Consider the following 14,985-nt stretch of genomic DNA (forward strand, 5'->3'; position numbering starts at 1 on the left):
CGGCATACGCCTTTCTTTACGGGCTACAAACCCCAGTTCTATTTCCGGACGACGGACATCACCGGCGAAGTAAATCTGCCTGAAGGCGTTGAAATGGTAATGCCCGGCGACAACATCACAATGACGATCAAACTGATCCACGCGATCGCCATGGAAACCCAGCTGCGTTTCGCGATCCGCGAAGGCGGCAGAACAGTGGCTTCGGGCGTTGTAGCCGAGATCATAAAGTAAACCGGCAAAAAAGGGCCGTTGCGTACGCAGCGGCCCTTTTTTAAGTTTCCTTATTTTATATTTTTCTTGACTTTCCGGAAGAAGTGCATGGACGTCGGGTAGGCGAAGAATCCGCTGATGTAGTCTTGGGTACCCAGCATGGATGTGGGAACGACGATGGCGAAGACGCCAACTTCGTCCCGGATGATTTTGGCGGCCTCTTTGTAGGCGGCTTCACGGACAGCCGGATCCACCGAGGAGCGGCCCGTATCCAGCAATTCGTCTACGCGGGGATTGCTGTAGAAGGACATGTTTCCGGCGGAACCTTTGTTGTTGGAATGGAACAGCGGATAGAGACAACCGTCGGGATCGGCGCCCCCGGGCCAGCCCAGCATATAAATGTCGTGCTCGGCCTTGCTCAGCTTGTCGAGATAAGCCGACCATTCGAGGATTTCGATCGTAAGATCAATGCCGATGGCCTTCAATTGCTCCTGCATGATGATGCCGGAGTCTTTGCGGGTCTGGGTTTCGTTTGTCCAGTATTTCAATTTGAGCCCGTCGGCGTAACCGGCTTCGGCCATCAGTTTTTTCGCTTTTTCAATGTTTGTCTCATAAGGCGGCAATTCCTCATAGCCTAAAACCCCCTGCGGAATGACCGAATAGGCAGGCGTGGACCGCTTCTGGAAAGCGTTATCCACGATATCAAGGGTATTTGTGGCGAGGACGATGGCCTGTCGTACGCGAACGTCGGCCGTGGGGCCTTTTTCACAGTTCATCCCCACATAGAGCAGCGCCACGGAAGGCTTTGTGATCAGCTTTAAATGGCCGGAGGCTTCAATAATCTGCGCGTCGATGGGGTCAATATTCAGGACCATGTCGATTTCCCTTGTCTCAAGGGCAATGACTCTGTTTGTGCTTTCGGGAATCACGCGGAAGATTATGCCCTCAAACTCGGGGACGCCGTTAAAATATTCCTTGTTCGTTTTCAGGATAAATTTGTCTCCGGCTTTCCAGGATTCATACTTGAAGGGTCCGGTTCCGATCGGTTCAAAAAACATATTCGGATCGCCGGATTCAATATATTTTTTGTTGAGAATTGAGCCGCAGGCATGGGCCAGAGAATTGATCAGCGGGCCGTAGGGCTTGCTCGTAACGATGTTGACCTCATATTTGCTCAAGATATCCACCCGGTCGATGCTGGCAAAATAGGTCAGCGCCGAGGGCGCCTTGGAGGCCCGTTCCAGGGAAAATTTCACGTCTTCGGCCGTCAGTTCCTCGCCGTTATGGAATTTTACCCCTTCTCTGAGCTTGATATACAGCGTCACCGGATCTTTTTGCTCATAGCGCTCGGCCAGACTGTTTTCAAGCTTCATCCCGTCTCCCCAGTCAAAAAGCCTGTCATAAATTTGCAGATTGACATTGTGGGAGTAAACGTCGATGGTCGCCGCGGGATCCAGCGTTTTCGGGTCCGCCTGCTGGGCAATGACCAGCATGTCGGGCGTCGCCTTGGAAAAGAGCGCGACGGAAAATGAAAAGAGCAATACAAAAGTAAAAAGAACGCTTTTTAAGATTTTTTTCATATAACCCCCCGGTTATAAAAAGTATTAAAAAATAAGGATTAAGAGAATAAAAAATAAATATAAACGAATTTTAGCCTATTTTTCAACAAATTTCAAGACTTTTTTGCCCCTGCGGGAAAGAAAATTCTTTTTTGTTCCGATTTTGTTCAATTTCGTTCAAAGCGGCATGTTTTTCAAAAACCTCCTTGCCATTTTTGCCGTAAAGGGGTATAATAGAATTAGGAATGTATCAGGAAGATACGAAGACGCAAAGCTTTGAATCATCGATGGAATAACTTGAAACGACAGACTGGAGCGGTACCATGAAGGTATGTGGCGCGGAAGACGCCGGAATTGATTTTTCATGGTATTTTTTATTGAAGGAGGGACCCTATGCATATGGCGGACGCTTTGTTATCCCCCGCGGTCGGCGGCATGATGTGCGCGGTCAGCAGCGCCTGCGCGGGAATATCGGTCGCGAAAATCAAAAAAGACGAGTTTTCGGAAAAAAAGGTTCCCCTGATGGCAATGGCGGGCGCTTTTGTCTTTGCGGGGCAAATGATCAACTTCACTATACCGGCCACAGGTTCCAGCGGCCACATCGGCGGCGGAATTTTGCTTTCGGCCCTGATCGGCGGCTATCCGGCCTTTTTGACGATGGCGGCCGTGCTCCTCATCCAGTGCCTGTTTTTCGCGGACGGAGGGCTGTTGGCCCTGGGGAGCAACATTTTCAATATGGGGGCCATTCCCTGCCTTTTGATCTGGCCGCTTCTGGTCAGGCCGATCCTCAAAAATGGATTCACAACAAAAAAAATCAATCTGACGGCGATCCTCGGCGTCGTAATGAGCTTGCAATTGGGTGCTTTCGCGGTGGTTGCGGAAACGAAGGCCTCGGGCATTACCGCCCTTCCCTTCGGGACATTTTTGCTCCTGATGCTGCCGATCCATCTGGCCATCGGCCTTGTGGAAGGGGTCGTTACGGGACTCATCCTCAATTTTGTCCGGAAAATGCGGCCCGAGATTCTTGAGAGCGCCGTGCGCCAAAAGGCGCTTGACGGCGCGATTTCTTTCAAGAAAGTGCTGGCGGTTTTGGGCGTCTTTACGGTCATTACCGGCGGGCTGCTGTCGCTTTTCGCCTCGGGCCTGCCCGACGGTCTCGAGTGGTCCATCGCCAAAATCACGGGGACGACGGAGCTGGAAAGGGAGGATCCGGTACTGGAATCTGCGGCGAAAATCCAAGAAAAATCCGCGATTCTCCCGGATTATACGTTTAAAGACGCCGGCGACGAGGGAAACGCCGCCGGGACCTCACTTTCGGGGATCCTCGGCGGAGTCTTTGTCTTTGCCCTCGCGGGCGGGACGGGATTTCTCATAGCCACGCTGAAAAAACAAAAAAGAAAACAGGAGGATTAACGCGCCATGGCCGATTTCCGGAGCAAGATCCGGGAGATTTATTCGCTCGAATGTCTTTCCCGCAAAGAGACCCTGATTCATCGTCTGCACCCGCTGGCGAAGTTTTCGGGCGCGCTTGTTTTCGTGGTCGCGGTCGTATCCTGCGGGCGTTATGAACCGGGGCGGCTCATCCCCTTTTTCTTTTATCCCGCGATTTTGCTCTCCCTTTCGGAGACGCCTTGTGGATTGCTGTTCCGGCGATTGGCTCTCGCCCTTCCCTTTTGTCTTCTGGCAGGTCTTTCCAACGTGTTTTTCGAAAAGGGACAGGCGGTTTTGCTGGCGGGGCTTTCCCTCAGCTACGGTTGGCTCTCGTTTTTCGTGATACTTTGCAAGGCGCTGCTTTCGGTCTCGGCGGTCTTGATCCTTGTGGCGACGACGCCCGTATGCAGACTTTCCCGGGCGCTCCGTTCCGCAGGGATTCCGCAGATTTTCGTTTCCGTCCTGGAGATGGTCTACCGCTACGCGGGCCTTTTGATCGAAGAGGCCTGTACAATGCAATTGGCCTACAACCTGCGCGGCGCCGGGAAGAACGGCGTCCATATCAGGCACTCGGGCAGTTTCGCCGGACAGCTGTTTCTGCGGAGCGCCGACCGGGCGGAGCGGGTCTGGGCGGCCATGAAGCTCAGGGGTTACGGCGGAAAAACTCCAGCGCGGCCTCGCTTGGGGCTTGGACGAAGGGACATGATTTATTTCGTCCTGGTTTGCGTTTTTTGTCTCATTTTCCGCTTTTGGGATCTAACCGGCGCCGTTGGTGCGCTTTTCGGGGGGAAGTGATGCTGACCATTGAACATCTGTCGGTAACCTATCCCGACGGGACCCGGGCCATTTCCGATTTCAATCTGACCGTAAGCGAAGGGGAGATCGCGGGGATCATCGGCAATAACGGCGCGGGCAAGACTTCGCTTTTCCTTTCCCTTGTGGGGATACTCCCTGCGGAGGGGGAAGTCGTGGCGGCCGGGCTGCGGCTTGAGAAAAAGAATCTGGAGGCGCTCCGGCGGAAGGTGGGTTTCGTATTCCAGGACCCCGACGATCAGCTGTTTATGCCCGACATCTACGAGGATATAGCCTTCGGACCGCGTTCGGCGGGTCTCCCCGAAGAGGAAGTCCGGGAAAAAGTGGCGCGGATCCTCAAAGAACTCGGTATCGAGCATTTGGCGCAACGCTCGCCGCTGAAGCTCTCCAACGGGGAAAAGCGCATGGCGGCCATTGCCACGGCCCTCGTGTCGGACCCCGAAATCCTTCTTTTGGATGAACCGACGGCCTTTCTCGATCCCGGGGCCAGGCGCAGACTGCTGTCGTTTCTGAAGACGCTCCGGCATACGATCCTTGTGGCGAGTCACGATATACCCTTTGTGGAGGAACTCTGCGGGCGGGTTGTCGCGCTGGAAAAGGGAAAAATAATCGCTCTCGGAGAGACCGAGACCGTTCTCAAAAGCAAAAAAATTCTGGAGGAATTTTATTGATATGGCAAAAGAACTGCTGAATCAAAAAGAAATCTTGCATTTGCTGCAAAAGGTAAAGACAGGGGAAGTGAGCCCCGAAGGCGCGCTCGATCAACTTCAGCTGAAACCTTTTTCGGATTTGGGCTACGCCCGGATCGATTATCACCGGCCGCTGCGGCAGGGCGCGGGCGAAGTGATTTTCGGAAAAGGAAAAACGCCGGAACAGATCGCGGGGATTCTTGGCGACATGCGGGAAAACGGCATGAAGAATATCCTGCTGACCCGCGTATCAGCGGAAGCGGTCGATTATCTGACGGCCGAAGGGTTCGCCTTGATCTATCACGCGGCGCCCTGTCTGGCGGTGGTCTTTCCCGACGACAGCGTTGAAAAAAAAGGCAATATCGTTGTGGCCACCGGCGGGACCAGCGACATTCCGGTCTCCGAAGAGGCGGCTCTGACGGCGGAGACCCTCGGAAACAAAGTCACAAGACTCTATGACGTCGGCGTCGCGGGGCTGCACAGGCTTCTTTCCCGGCATGAGGACCTGATCCACGCCCGGGTCATTGTGGCCGTGGCGGGCATGGAAGGCGCTCTTGCCAGCGTCATTGGCGGCCTTGTCCATTGTCCTGTCATCGCGGTCCCGACCAGCGTGGGCTACGGGGCAAGCTTCGGGGGACTTTCGGCGCTGCTGGCCATGCTCAATTCCTGCGCCAGCGGCGTTTCCGTCGTCAACATCGACAACGGCTTCGGCGCGGGCTTTCTCGCCAGCCGCATCAATCAAATGGAGGGGATCCGATGAAAACGCTCTATCTCGAATGCAATATGGGGGCGGCGGGCGATATGCTGACGGCGGCGCTGCTGGAAATTTGCGAAAATCCCGATGAAATTCAGGAAAAAATCAACGCCCTCGGTCTTCCGGGGGTCCGGATGGAAGCGGAAACGCTGACCCGTTCCGGAATCCGGGGAACCCATGTATCCGTAAAAATCGACGGCGAAATTGAATCTGCGAACGCCCATGAATTTAGACATAAACATGAACACGAGAAGCCTGAACACATGAAAGAACATGAGCACGTTCATGAACACATCCGCGATCATGAGAAACATGAGCACGTCCGCGATCATGAACATACACATGAACACATCCACGATCACGAAGGGCATGCGCGCGAGCATGACCATCACGCGCATCACAGTCATTCCTCCATGGCCGATATTACCGAAAAAATTAACGCGTTTCCGCTGTCGGACAAAGTGAAGCGAGACGTCCTCGCGGTGTACCGCATTATTGCCGAAGCCGAAAGCGCCGTCCACGGAAAGCCCGTCGCACAAATCCATTTTCACGAAGTGGGGGAACTGGACGCCATCGCCGATATTACCGCGGTCTGCCTCCTGATGGAACAACTCGCCGCCGAGCGCATCGTTGTCTCTCCGGTGCATACGGGGAGCGGCTTTGTACGCTGCGCCCACGGTCTTCTGCCGGTACCGGCGCCGGCGACGGAATTGATTCTGCGGGGAATCCCCAATTACGGCGGCGGCATAAAAGGCGAACTCTGTACCCCTACGGGGGCGGCGTTATTGCGCTATTTCGCGACGGAATTCGGCGACAAACCCGTCATGCGCGTCACGAAAACCGGTTACGGCATGGGAACGAAGGAATTTGCGGCCGTCAACTGCGTCCGGGCCTTTTGGGGAGAGACGGCCGAGGGGACAGCCGCCAATGAAATCATCGCGGAACTCACCTGCAATCTGGACGACATGACCGGCGAAGCGCTGGGCTACGCGATGGATCTGCTGTTTCGGGAAGGGGCCCTCGACGTTTATACTTCCCCGATTCAAATGAAAAAAAACCGGCCCGGCGTTTTGCTGACCTGCCTGTGCGAAGCGGAAAAAGCAAATCACTTTGCCCAATTGATCCTGAGGCACACCACAACATTGGGGCTTCGGAAAAAGATCTGCGAAAAATTCATGCTGAAGCGGGAATTTGAGACGCTTAAGACCCCCTGGGGCGACATCCGGATCAAGAAAAGCAGCGGGTACGGGACGTCCAAAAGCAAGGCGGAATATGAGGACGTGGTAAAAATCGCTGAAAAGAGCGGATTGTCCTATGAGGAAATCCTCGCCCTCGCGAAGAAATGAAGGATTGCGACAAGGAGAGCGATCAGCGAACAGCAGGGGAAATTTGCAGGAAGAAAGGAGATATCATGACACTAGAGGAAAAATATGAAAAACTGAAAGCGTATCTGAGGGAGTTGGGAAGCGTCGCCGTGGCCTTTTCAAGCGGCGTGGACTCCACGTTTTTGCTGAAAACGGCCCATGACGAGCTTGGCGACAAGGCCATCGCGGTCACGGCCCGTTCCTGTTCCTTTCCCAAGCGGGAATTGAACGAAGCCGTCGCTTTTTGCGAAAAGGAAGGCATCCGCCATTTTCTCTGCGATTCGGAAGAACTGGACATTGAAGGCTTTTCTCAAAATCCCGTGAACCGCTGCTATTTGTGCAAAAATGAGCTTTTCACAAAGATCTGGGACGTGGCCCGGGAAAACGGCGTCGCCTGGGTCGTAGAGGGCTCCAATATGGATGACGCCGGAGACTACCGGCCGGGGCTCATTGCCGTCAAAGAACAGGGCGTCAAAAGCCCCCTGCGCCACGCGGAGCTCCATAAAGAAGAGATCCGGGAATTATCAAGGCGGATAGGTCTTCCGACCTGGGACAAGCAATCCTTTGCCTGCCTCTCGTCCCGCTTTCCATACGGAGAGCGGATCGACGCCGAAAGACTCGGCATGATCGACAGGGCCGAGCAGTTGTTGCTGGATCTGGGGCTCCGGCAGGTCCGGGTTCGCCACCACGGCAATCTCGCCCGGATCGAGACCGACGAAGCGGGCTTTCGGACGCTCATGGATTTTGAGACAAGAAAAAAAGTACACGCCGCTTTCAAGGAAATCGGGTATACTTATATTGCCCTTGACCTCTTGGGCTACCGGACGGGCAGTATGAACGAGACGCTTACGCCGGACCAAGTTTTCGCGAAATAGAGGGAATCTCATTGAGTAGACAACGCTGCCGCAAGAAACATCCGGACCGCAGTGGAGGTATCCATTCCAAGACTTGAAAATAAAGAATCGACAGAAGCTTTTGTCTTTTCGTCTATGCGTACTTGTATCGTTGCCATTCGTATAATAGCCGTTGCTGAAACGCGTCCAGGACGCGCCGATGTAGCAGGGCTACAGCTTGAAGATCCGGGACGCATATCGGCCCGTCCGTGATTGCCCCGCCACAAAAACCCCGGCAAACTGTGACTCTCCGGGGTTTTTTGCGGTTGCGGATGCGTTTTCTATGGCTAAGTTGATGTGAGGATTATCTGAACAGAGAACCGCTGACGATGAGTTTCTGCATTTCGTTCGTTCCCTCGTAAATCTGGGTGATCTTCGCGTCTCTCATCATTCTTTCAACATGGTAATCTTTCATGTATCCGTTTCCGCCGAGGAACTGAACGGCTTCCGTGGAAACATGCATCGCGGCGTTGGTCGCTGCGAATTTCGCTCTCGCGGCGGAATCCCCGTAGGGTTTTCCGGTGGATTTGTCGATGGCGGCCTTGTAAACGAGATATTTCGCCTGTTCGATTTCGATTGCCAGTTCGGCCATCTTGAAGGCGATATACTGATTCTTGAACAGGGGCTTTCCGAACTGCTGCCGAACTTTCAGATATTCAACGGCTTTTTCGTAAGCGCCTTCGGCGATTCCGAGACCCTGGGCGGCAACGCCGATACGTCCGCCGTCAAGCGCCTTCATGGCAACCTTGAATCCTTTGAATTCTTCGCCGTTCAACAGGTTTTTGGCCGGTACTTTGGCGTTTTCGAAGATCAGCTCGGATACCTGCGCCGTGCGGATACCCATTTTGTTCTCGATCTTACCGATGGTGAATCCGGGGGTTTCGCTTCTCTTTACGAAGAAAGCGGAAAGTCCCTTGGAGCCTTCGCCCAGTTTCGTCAGGGCGAAAATCACATAGTGATCGGCCAACGGTCCGTTTGTGTTGAACACTTTCATGCCGTTGATGACAAAGTCGTCGCCTTGTTTCTCGGCGTACAATGTACATCCACCCGCGTCGGAACCGGCGTTGGCTTCGGTCAGACCGAAAGCGCCCCAGGTTTCGCCCTTCAATACGGCGGGCAGATAAGCTTTTTTCTGTTCTTCGGAAGCGCCGTTGTCGATGGATCCGCCGAACAGGGATGTGGATACGGAGTAGGAAATGCCCAGCGCCGCGTCAACTTTGGAAACTTCTTCTACGGCAATGGCGTACTCGAGATAGGATTTGCCTGTTCCGCCATATTCTTTCGGATAGGGCAGCCCGATGTAGCCTTTGGCGCCAAGCTGCTTGTAGACTTCTTTCGGATATTCACCGCTGGCGTCTCTTTCCAGAATGCCGGGTTCTACAACCTCTTTCACGAATTTTGCGGCTTCCGCCTGAAATGCCAACTGTTCCTCATTCAAATAAAAATCCATTTTTCCTCCTTCTATTCAATTTTAAGTGTAAGTTAACCCCTCCGCCTGCCTTCTCATGGGAAAAGGCAGGCGGTAATTCCCTTTTTTGCAGTGTTTTGGAACTGTGCTGCGTTTTTCCTCTTTTGGTTACATGATACCCATAGCGGCCAGCGGGATGAAGATCGCAAGAGCTGCGAAAGGCATCACGATTTGTGTTACGAAAATATCCCAGTAAGCTTCCTTGTGCGTTGTCTTACAAATACCCAGCAGGGTGATTTGCGCGCCCTGATGCGGCAATGTATCCAAGGTACCGGCGGCGATGGCCCCGATTCTGTGTACATATTCCAGCGGGATTCCGAGGGCCTTGAAGGTATCGGTCAGGGCGTTGAAGGCAACGGACATACCGCCCGACGCGGATCCGCAAGCTCCGGCGCACACGGCAACCGTAATCATTACGAAGATCAGCGGGGAGATGTTCCATTTCAGCAGACCGCTCACGAGATCTTTGAATCCCTGCGTATTCTGGGCGATGGATCCGAAACCTACGACGATAGCCGTATTGAGGATCGCCACGCCGGAATCGGCCGCGCCTTTGTTGAATACCTTCAGCCAGCCCTTCATGCCTTCTTTTACTCTCGTAAAGTTTGTTACGACCGCAAGCAGAATTCCAAAGAATACGGCGTTTTCAACTTTCTGGGAGAAGAAGCTTCCGATGATCGGCAAGCTCTTGGGCGCGTTGAAGAACAACAGCATCAGGATAATGGGCAGGAACGCGTTGAACGGAGACGGCAGCTCTTTGTCGGTTCCGGCGTCGATTTCGCTGGGCGACAGCTGATAGGTCAGTCTCGGGTCGTCAAAGTAGTAACCCTGCTTTGTGAGTTTTCTGGCTCTGTATTCCAACCACCAGAAAATCAGGATAAATTCGCCGACAGTCGCGATGAAGGAAGCGATGGGGGCAGCAAAGGACGGTGTTCCCAAGCTTCTCATGGCGATTACGTTTTGAATCGAGGGGGACCAGGGCGCGGTCATGGACCAGGTCCAGGTTCCGGCGGAAATGGCTCCGGGGAGGAGTTTCCGGCTCAGGTTCGCTCTCTTGAACATCGACAGCGCGATGGGGTAGATAACGAAGAATACCGTAAATCCGCTGATGCCTCCGAATGTCAAAACGCCTGTAATACACATAATGATGGGCGCTACAAATTTGTCTCTGGCTTTGGCGCTCATCCACCGCGCGATGGATTCCGCCGCTCCGGTCGCCTGGTACACGGCGCCGAACAAGGCGCCTACGAAGAATACGAGGAAGTAGTTCTTCACATAATTCGCGGCTCCGGCCATGAAGAGCAGCTGCAATCCGGAAAGAATGCCGACGTCAGCGGTCTTGCTGGCCGCCTGGATCGCGGCGGGGATATTCGGATCGCCCAGCGCGAATGCGCAGAGCAGTACGAATATACTAACAAAGGGCGCGAGAATCAGAGCGCTCATCTGTTTGAACGCCAGAACGCCAAATAGAATCAATGCTATCACTAATACCAAAACGTTCATTTAACCTATCCTCCTTTAAGGATGGTGCCGATTAATATAGTTTGTGGGTTTCCCGTATCGGCATCATTTGAAATGAAATGTTTTTTGAAGTAAATCACTCATTGCTGTACTTATTTCAGTCCCATTACCTCATCTTTGAAAATTCTTTCGTCCATGAGTTTCGGTCCGTCGATCTTCGGCTTGAAATCCATCAGATCGAGTACCTGCGTCTGAACGTCGATGCCGGGGGCTACTTCCGTCAGGTACAATCCGTCGGCTCTCAGTTCGAATACGGCCCGTTCCGTAATATATTTTACGGGTTGTTTTACCTGTTTGGCGTATTCGCCGCTGAACGTCACGTGCTCTACCAGTTTCTTGAACTTTACGCCGGTTCCTTCTTCCACGATCGTAAGTTTTCCGTCTCCGGTCTTGATTTTGGCCGCTTTGGCGGTAAATGTGCCCAGGAAGAACGTTTTCTTGGCGTTTTGCGTGATGTTGATAAATCCGCCGCAACCGGCCAGTCTCGGGCCGAATTTGCTTACGTTGACGTTTCCGATTTCGTCGGCTTCCGCGAGACCCAGGAAGGCCAGGTCAATGCCGCCGCCGTCATAGAAGTCAAACTGTACGGACTGATCGAGGATGGCTTCCGCGTTGAACGAAGCGCCGAACTGGGTGCCGCCCGCGGGCACGCCGCCCACAGGTCCCGCTTCCACGGTCAGCGTCATGTAGTCGCCGATGCCTTCTTCATTGGCCACGGCCGAAACGTATTCCGGCGCGCCGATGCCGAGGTTCACGACGGTATTTTCCGCCAGTTCCAGGGCGCCGCGTCTGCCGATGATCTTCTTGGCGTCCAGTTTGGCCGGCGCAACGCTGCCCAGAGGCGTCCGGGCGTTACCGGCAAGGGCCGGATCGTAAGCTTTGTCGTAGCACTGTTCGCGCAGCTTGTAGTCTTCGACTACGACGATGGCGTCCACATAGATGCCGGGGATCTTGACGAGCTTCGGATCGAGGCTTCCTCTTTCCACCAGTTTTTCAACCTGCACGATAACTTTTCCGCCGCTGTTCTTGGCCGCCTGTGCGAGTGAGGTGGCCTCAATGGTCGCGACTTCGTGTTCAACGGTGACGTTGCCGGCTTCGTCGGCATAGGTCCCCCGCAGAAATACGACGTCGATCGGGAAAGCCTTGTAAAGCAGTCTGTCCTGCCCGAGGATGTTTACCCGGACAACCAGATCTTCTTTCGTAATGCTGTTGAGCTTGCCGCCGCCGTTGATGGGGTCGGCGTAGGTGTTCATCCCGACATGGGTCAGCGTGCCCAGTTTGTGGGCCGCAATGTCTCTGGTCAACTGCGCCAGAGTTCCCTGGGGGAAATTGTATCCTTCCACTTTATTGTCCAGGATCAGCTTGCTGATGCCCGGGATCAGGTTGTAATGTCCTCCTACAACCCGCTTCAGGAAGCCCTCATAGGCAAAATGGTCCGCCGCGTATCCGGCGCCGGTCTTTCCCTGTCCGGCGATAAAGAAATACGTGCAGCCCGTGGGCTTTCCCGTGGTTTTGAAGCGTTCTCCGATGGCGGTCGACAGGGCTTCCGTATTGACACTGCCTACGAAGCCGCCGCAGGAAAACGTACATCCGTCATACAGATATTCCGCCGCTTGCGCGGCCGTAATTACGGGTACTGTTCTCATAATTTTTCACTCCTGTCCTTTTTTTTCTTCGTTCTTTTGCGGGTTCCGCAAAACGCCGCGATTTTCCTCGGTTATGCGCGTGCGTGATTTATTTTCCCGGGAAATCTACGGGCGCTTTCGCTCCCTTTTCTACGAAGGACGTCATGCCGGCTTTCTTATCTTCGGTCGCGAAGGTCAGCGAGAAGAGGTCGCATTCGTACTTGCATCCGGTCTTCAGATCTACGTCCAGTCCGGCGTTGATGGCGGATTTCGCGAAGGAAACCGCAACAAGGCTCTTGGTCATGATCTTCTTCGCCGTCTTCTTACACTCTTCGAGCAGAGCGGCGCCGTCGCCCGGAACAACTTTGTTTACCAGGCCGATTTCATAAGCTCTCTGCGCGGATGTCATGTCGGCGGTGTAAATCATTTCTTTCGCTCTTCCCTTTCCAACGAGTCTCGGCAGTCTCTGTGTGCCGCCCCATCCGGGGATCGTGCCCAGATTTACTTCGGGCTGTCCGAACTGAGCCGTTTCGGAAGCGTAGCGGAAGTCGGAACCCATGGCGAATTCGCAGCCGCCGCCAAGCGCAAAGCCGTTTACCGCGGCGATGGTAACCTGGGGCATGGTTTCGAGTTTTTCAAAGTTGTAGTGGGCCAGGGCAGCCATTTTTCTGCCTTCGAGCGGGCTGGCGTTGACCATTTCCTTGATGTCCGCGCCGGCTACGAAGAACTTGCCCACGCCTGTCGTGATAACGACTTTGATGTCCGATCTCGTTGCGATTTCGTCCAGAACTTCTTTCAGTTCCGTCAGAGCAACCGTTCCCAGAGAATTCGCGGGGGGATTGTTGATCGTGATGACCGCAATGCCTTCCTCAACACTGACCAGCAATTTCTCAAACTTCTTCTCTTCAATACTCATAATTTTATCCTCCTTTTAAAAATTGTAATATAAATGTTGTACCGTTTACAACATTACTGCCATACCGGATTTGACACAGGAATTCCCTTCATGACTTTAAGGAATAAATTTCATCATTGTAGCGCCTTAACGACATTGAGAATCCCTTTTACCGCCAAAAAATAACATCAGGTCTTTTTTTGGAAAATTCAGACTCTGTAATAATTATTACCACAAGTCACGAAATTTGTCAATCCTTTATTGAAAAATTTTTTGCCATATTTTACCCCATAAATTCCTGTTTTCACACATACTGTCAGGTTTTGTTTCAGGTCGGGACAGGGAAAAACGCCTTTTTTTTATTCACGCTATGCCAATTTTCTACCCATTTTCCAATTTTGCCCTATTTTGTTACGGTTTAAATATTTTTTTCTCCCGCTATTGACTTTTTCCGCGATCCGTTATAATATCCTATCGTGACAAGAAAGGGATATGATTCCCGAAAATCAGAGGAGGATGATAACAATGTTGTGTACAACCCTGGACGAAAACAGTTTGAACATGAGCGGTTACAGTATTGATGAGATCTTTGTAGGTATGAAAAAAAGTGTTACCAAGACGATTTCCGAGAGCGACGTCTATACGTACGCGGGCCTGATCGGGGACATCAACCCGGTCCATGTGAACGCCGAATACGCCAAAACCACCCGTTTCGGCGAAAGAATCGTTCACGGCATGCTGACGGCTTCCTTTTTCTCGACCATCGTGGGAATGCTGATCGCGGGCGCCGACTCCATCTATCTGAGTCAGACTTGCAAGTTCCTGCTGCCGGTGAAATTCGGCGACACGATCACGGCCACCGGCGAGGTGACGAAGATCATTCCCGAGAAGCGGATCCTTTACATGCACACGACCATTGTGAACCAGCGCGGCGAGCTCGTCATAGACGGCGAAGCGGCCGTAATGGCAAACAAACCGGCGAAAAAATAAGATTTCGGGCTGTCGACCTTCGGGCGGCGGCCCTTTTTCATACATTTTTCTTTTTCTTTTTCCATTTTTATGGTAAAATATGGTGAATTACGAAAACGAAACAGAACAAACCATAACTTTAGCGGGGGCATTTGATGAATTTCGGCGGTTTTAAATTTGAACTTTGGAAAATCCACTCTTTTCGGGAAGCGATTCCCCTGATCATGATGCTCCTCCTGGGAGCGGCGCTTTTTACGCTGATCATTCTGTTCATGCGCGGCAGGAGAACCCGGGCCCACGCCCTGGCGAAAATCGAAAAGCGGCTTGCCCGCTTATCCCATGGGAAGGGCCGTTTCGCCGACGTGGCGGCCGACGCGGGGCCGGAAGCAAATCCCGCTTGCGACGCCGTATTTGCCGCGGGAAACGCCCTTGTGCTCATCAAAGTCTTCTGGTGGGGACTCTTCGCCACCGGCGAGACCGAGGGGAAGACCTGGGAAATCCTGGACAACAAGAAGCGTGAGACCGTAAAAAACCCGCTGACGGCGCTTCTCGCCAAATGCAAAGGGGCCGAAGGCTACCTGAGGGAAAGAAAAATGCCCGTAACGGTTCTGCCGCTGATTGTCTTCGCCGACAATTACGGTCGGCCGCAGCTGAAGCTGCCGCTTTCGGCCAAAGCCATCATTTTCGGGAATCTCAAAAAATGGTACAGACTGAATGTACCAAAACCGAATAAAACAGACAATCCGGACGCGATCCTCGATGCGGTCAAGCCGGTTTTTACAAAATAAAACAAG

The 14,985-nt window shown here is 53.1% G+C and carries 15 protein-coding genes; 9 read left to right on the plus strand and 6 right to left on the minus strand.

Annotated elements, in window-relative coordinates; genetic code table 11:
• On the plus strand, positions 1–231 hold a 231-nt coding region (gene tuf, locus LBQ97_06250; protein ID MDR1832310.1), incomplete at its 5' end, for an elongation factor Tu.
• Positions 232–281: 50 nt separating this feature from the next.
• Here tuf and LBQ97_06255 read toward each other — a convergent pair.
• Entirely contained in the window at positions 282–1,790 is a 1,509-nt protein-coding gene (locus LBQ97_06255; GenBank protein MDR1832311.1) for an ABC transporter substrate-binding protein, read from the minus strand.
• A 372-nt stretch (positions 1,791–2,162) separates the two neighbouring features.
• Between LBQ97_06255 and LBQ97_06260 the strand changes: the two genes are divergently transcribed.
• The 6 genes from LBQ97_06260 (at position 2,163) to larE (ending at position 7,695) form a co-directional block, all read left to right on the plus strand.
• Positions 2,163–3,182, plus strand: coding sequence for an energy-coupling factor ABC transporter permease (locus tag LBQ97_06260; GenBank protein ID MDR1832312.1), 1,020 nt, complete (start codon positions 2,163–2,165; stop codon positions 3,180–3,182).
• Positions 3,183–3,188: 6 nt separating this feature from the next.
• The gene (gene cbiQ / locus LBQ97_06265) at positions 3,189–3,995 is read left to right on the plus strand and encodes a cobalt ECF transporter T component CbiQ (GenBank protein ID MDR1832313.1); all 807 of its coding nucleotides are present in this window, start codon (positions 3,189–3,191) and stop codon (positions 3,993–3,995) included.
• A complete protein-coding gene (locus tag LBQ97_06270; protein ID MDR1832314.1) occupies positions 3,995–4,684 on the plus strand; it encodes an energy-coupling factor ABC transporter ATP-binding protein in 690 nt (229 codons plus the stop codon). The genes cbiQ and LBQ97_06270 overlap by 1 nt, the downstream gene beginning before the upstream one ends.
• A 1-nt stretch (position 4,685) precedes the next feature.
• Positions 4,686–5,462, plus strand: coding sequence for a nickel pincer cofactor biosynthesis protein LarB (gene larB, locus LBQ97_06275; GenBank protein ID MDR1832315.1), 777 nt, complete (start codon positions 4,686–4,688; stop codon positions 5,460–5,462).
• Complete coding sequence (larC, locus tag LBQ97_06280; GenBank protein ID MDR1832316.1) at positions 5,459–6,802, plus strand: nickel pincer cofactor biosynthesis protein LarC; 1,344 nt, start codon at positions 5,459–5,461, stop codon at positions 6,800–6,802. Before larB ends, larC begins: the two co-directional genes overlap by 4 nt.
• Before the next feature lie 65 nt (positions 6,803–6,867).
• Positions 6,868–7,695: an ATP-dependent sacrificial sulfur transferase LarE gene (gene larE / locus LBQ97_06285; GenBank protein ID MDR1832317.1), complete on the plus strand. Its 828-nt coding sequence runs from the start codon at positions 6,868–6,870 to the stop codon at positions 7,693–7,695.
• Between the two features lie 8 nt (positions 7,696–7,703).
• On the opposite strand, the gene LBQ97_06290 is transcribed toward larE, so the two are convergent.
• The 5 genes from LBQ97_06290 to LBQ97_06310 all read right to left on the minus strand — a co-directional run bounded on the left by LBQ97_06290 (position 7,704) and on the right by LBQ97_06310 (position 13,243).
• The gene (locus LBQ97_06290) at positions 7,704–7,832 is read right to left on the minus strand and encodes a type II toxin-antitoxin system RelB/DinJ family antitoxin (GenBank protein ID MDR1832318.1); all 129 of its coding nucleotides are present in this window, start codon (positions 7,830–7,832) and stop codon (positions 7,704–7,706) included.
• Between the two features lie 185 nt (positions 7,833–8,017).
• The gene (locus LBQ97_06295) at positions 8,018–9,163 is read right to left on the minus strand and encodes an acyl-CoA dehydrogenase family protein (protein ID MDR1832319.1); all 1,146 of its coding nucleotides are present in this window, start codon (positions 9,161–9,163) and stop codon (positions 8,018–8,020) included.
• A gap of 126 nt (positions 9,164–9,289) precedes the next feature.
• Positions 9,290–10,684 (minus strand): GntP family permease, encoded by a 1,395-nt coding sequence (locus LBQ97_06300; protein MDR1832320.1) that lies wholly within the window; start codon positions 10,682–10,684, stop codon positions 9,290–9,292.
• A 110-nt stretch (positions 10,685–10,794) separates the two neighbouring features.
• Entirely contained in the window at positions 10,795–12,348 is a 1,554-nt protein-coding gene (locus LBQ97_06305) for a 3-oxoacid CoA-transferase (GenBank protein MDR1832321.1), read from the minus strand.
• Positions 12,349–12,436: 88 nt separating this feature from the next.
• A complete protein-coding gene (locus tag LBQ97_06310; GenBank protein MDR1832322.1) occupies positions 12,437–13,243 on the minus strand; it encodes an enoyl-CoA hydratase/isomerase family protein in 807 nt (268 codons plus the stop codon).
• Between the two features lie 504 nt (positions 13,244–13,747).
• On the opposite strand from LBQ97_06310, the gene LBQ97_06315 reads away from it, so the two are divergent.
• Positions 13,748–14,212, plus strand: a complete 465-nt coding sequence (locus LBQ97_06315; GenBank protein MDR1832323.1) for a MaoC family dehydratase — start codon at positions 13,748–13,750, stop codon at positions 14,210–14,212.
• 134 nt (positions 14,213–14,346) lie between these two features.
• The gene (locus LBQ97_06320) at positions 14,347–14,979 is read left to right on the plus strand and encodes a hypothetical protein (GenBank protein MDR1832324.1); all 633 of its coding nucleotides are present in this window, start codon (positions 14,347–14,349) and stop codon (positions 14,977–14,979) included.
• The last annotated feature ends 6 nt before the right edge of the window (positions 14,980–14,985 follow it).

The sequence above is a fragment of the Fusobacteriaceae bacterium genome (assembly GCA_031272775.1).
In the GTDB taxonomy this organism is placed as follows: domain Bacteria; phylum Fusobacteriota; class Fusobacteriia; order Fusobacteriales; family Fusobacteriaceae; genus JAISST01.

Bases quoted from the DNA above. Each gene is read 5' to 3' on its own strand.
- larC (MDR1832316.1), top strand. From the start codon at position 5,459: ATGAAAACGCTCTATCTCGAATGCAATATGGGGGCGGCGGGCGATATG.
- cbiQ (MDR1832313.1), top strand. From the start codon at position 3,189: ATGGCCGATTTCCGGAGCAAGATCCGGGAGATTTATTCGCTCGAATGT.
- LBQ97_06290 (MDR1832318.1), bottom strand. From the start codon at position 7,832: ATGGCAACGATACAAGTACGCATAGACGAAAAGACAAAAGCTTCTGTC.
- LBQ97_06295 (MDR1832319.1), bottom strand. From the start codon at position 9,163: ATGGATTTTTATTTGAATGAGGAACAGTTGGCATTTCAGGCGGAAGCC.
- LBQ97_06310 (MDR1832322.1), bottom strand. From the start codon at position 13,243: ATGAGTATTGAAGAGAAGAAGTTTGAGAAATTGCTGGTCAGTGTTGAG.
- LBQ97_06305 (MDR1832321.1), bottom strand. From the start codon at position 12,348: ATGAGAACAGTACCCGTAATTACGGCCGCGCAAGCGGCGGAATATCTG.
- larB (MDR1832315.1), top strand. From the start codon at position 4,686: ATGGCAAAAGAACTGCTGAATCAAAAAGAAATCTTGCATTTGCTGCAA.
- LBQ97_06315 (MDR1832323.1), top strand. From the start codon at position 13,748: ATGTTGTGTACAACCCTGGACGAAAACAGTTTGAACATGAGCGGTTAC.
- LBQ97_06270 (MDR1832314.1), top strand. From the start codon at position 3,995: ATGCTGACCATTGAACATCTGTCGGTAACCTATCCCGACGGGACCCGG.
- LBQ97_06320 (MDR1832324.1), top strand. From the start codon at position 14,347: ATGAATTTCGGCGGTTTTAAATTTGAACTTTGGAAAATCCACTCTTTT.
- LBQ97_06300 (MDR1832320.1), bottom strand. From the start codon at position 10,684: ATGAACGTTTTGGTATTAGTGATAGCATTGATTCTATTTGGCGTTCTG.
- LBQ97_06260 (MDR1832312.1), top strand. From the start codon at position 2,163: ATGCATATGGCGGACGCTTTGTTATCCCCCGCGGTCGGCGGCATGATG.
- LBQ97_06255 (MDR1832311.1), bottom strand. From the start codon at position 1,790: ATGAAAAAAATCTTAAAAAGCGTTCTTTTTACTTTTGTATTGCTCTTT.
- larE (MDR1832317.1), top strand. From the start codon at position 6,868: ATGACACTAGAGGAAAAATATGAAAAACTGAAAGCGTATCTGAGGGAG.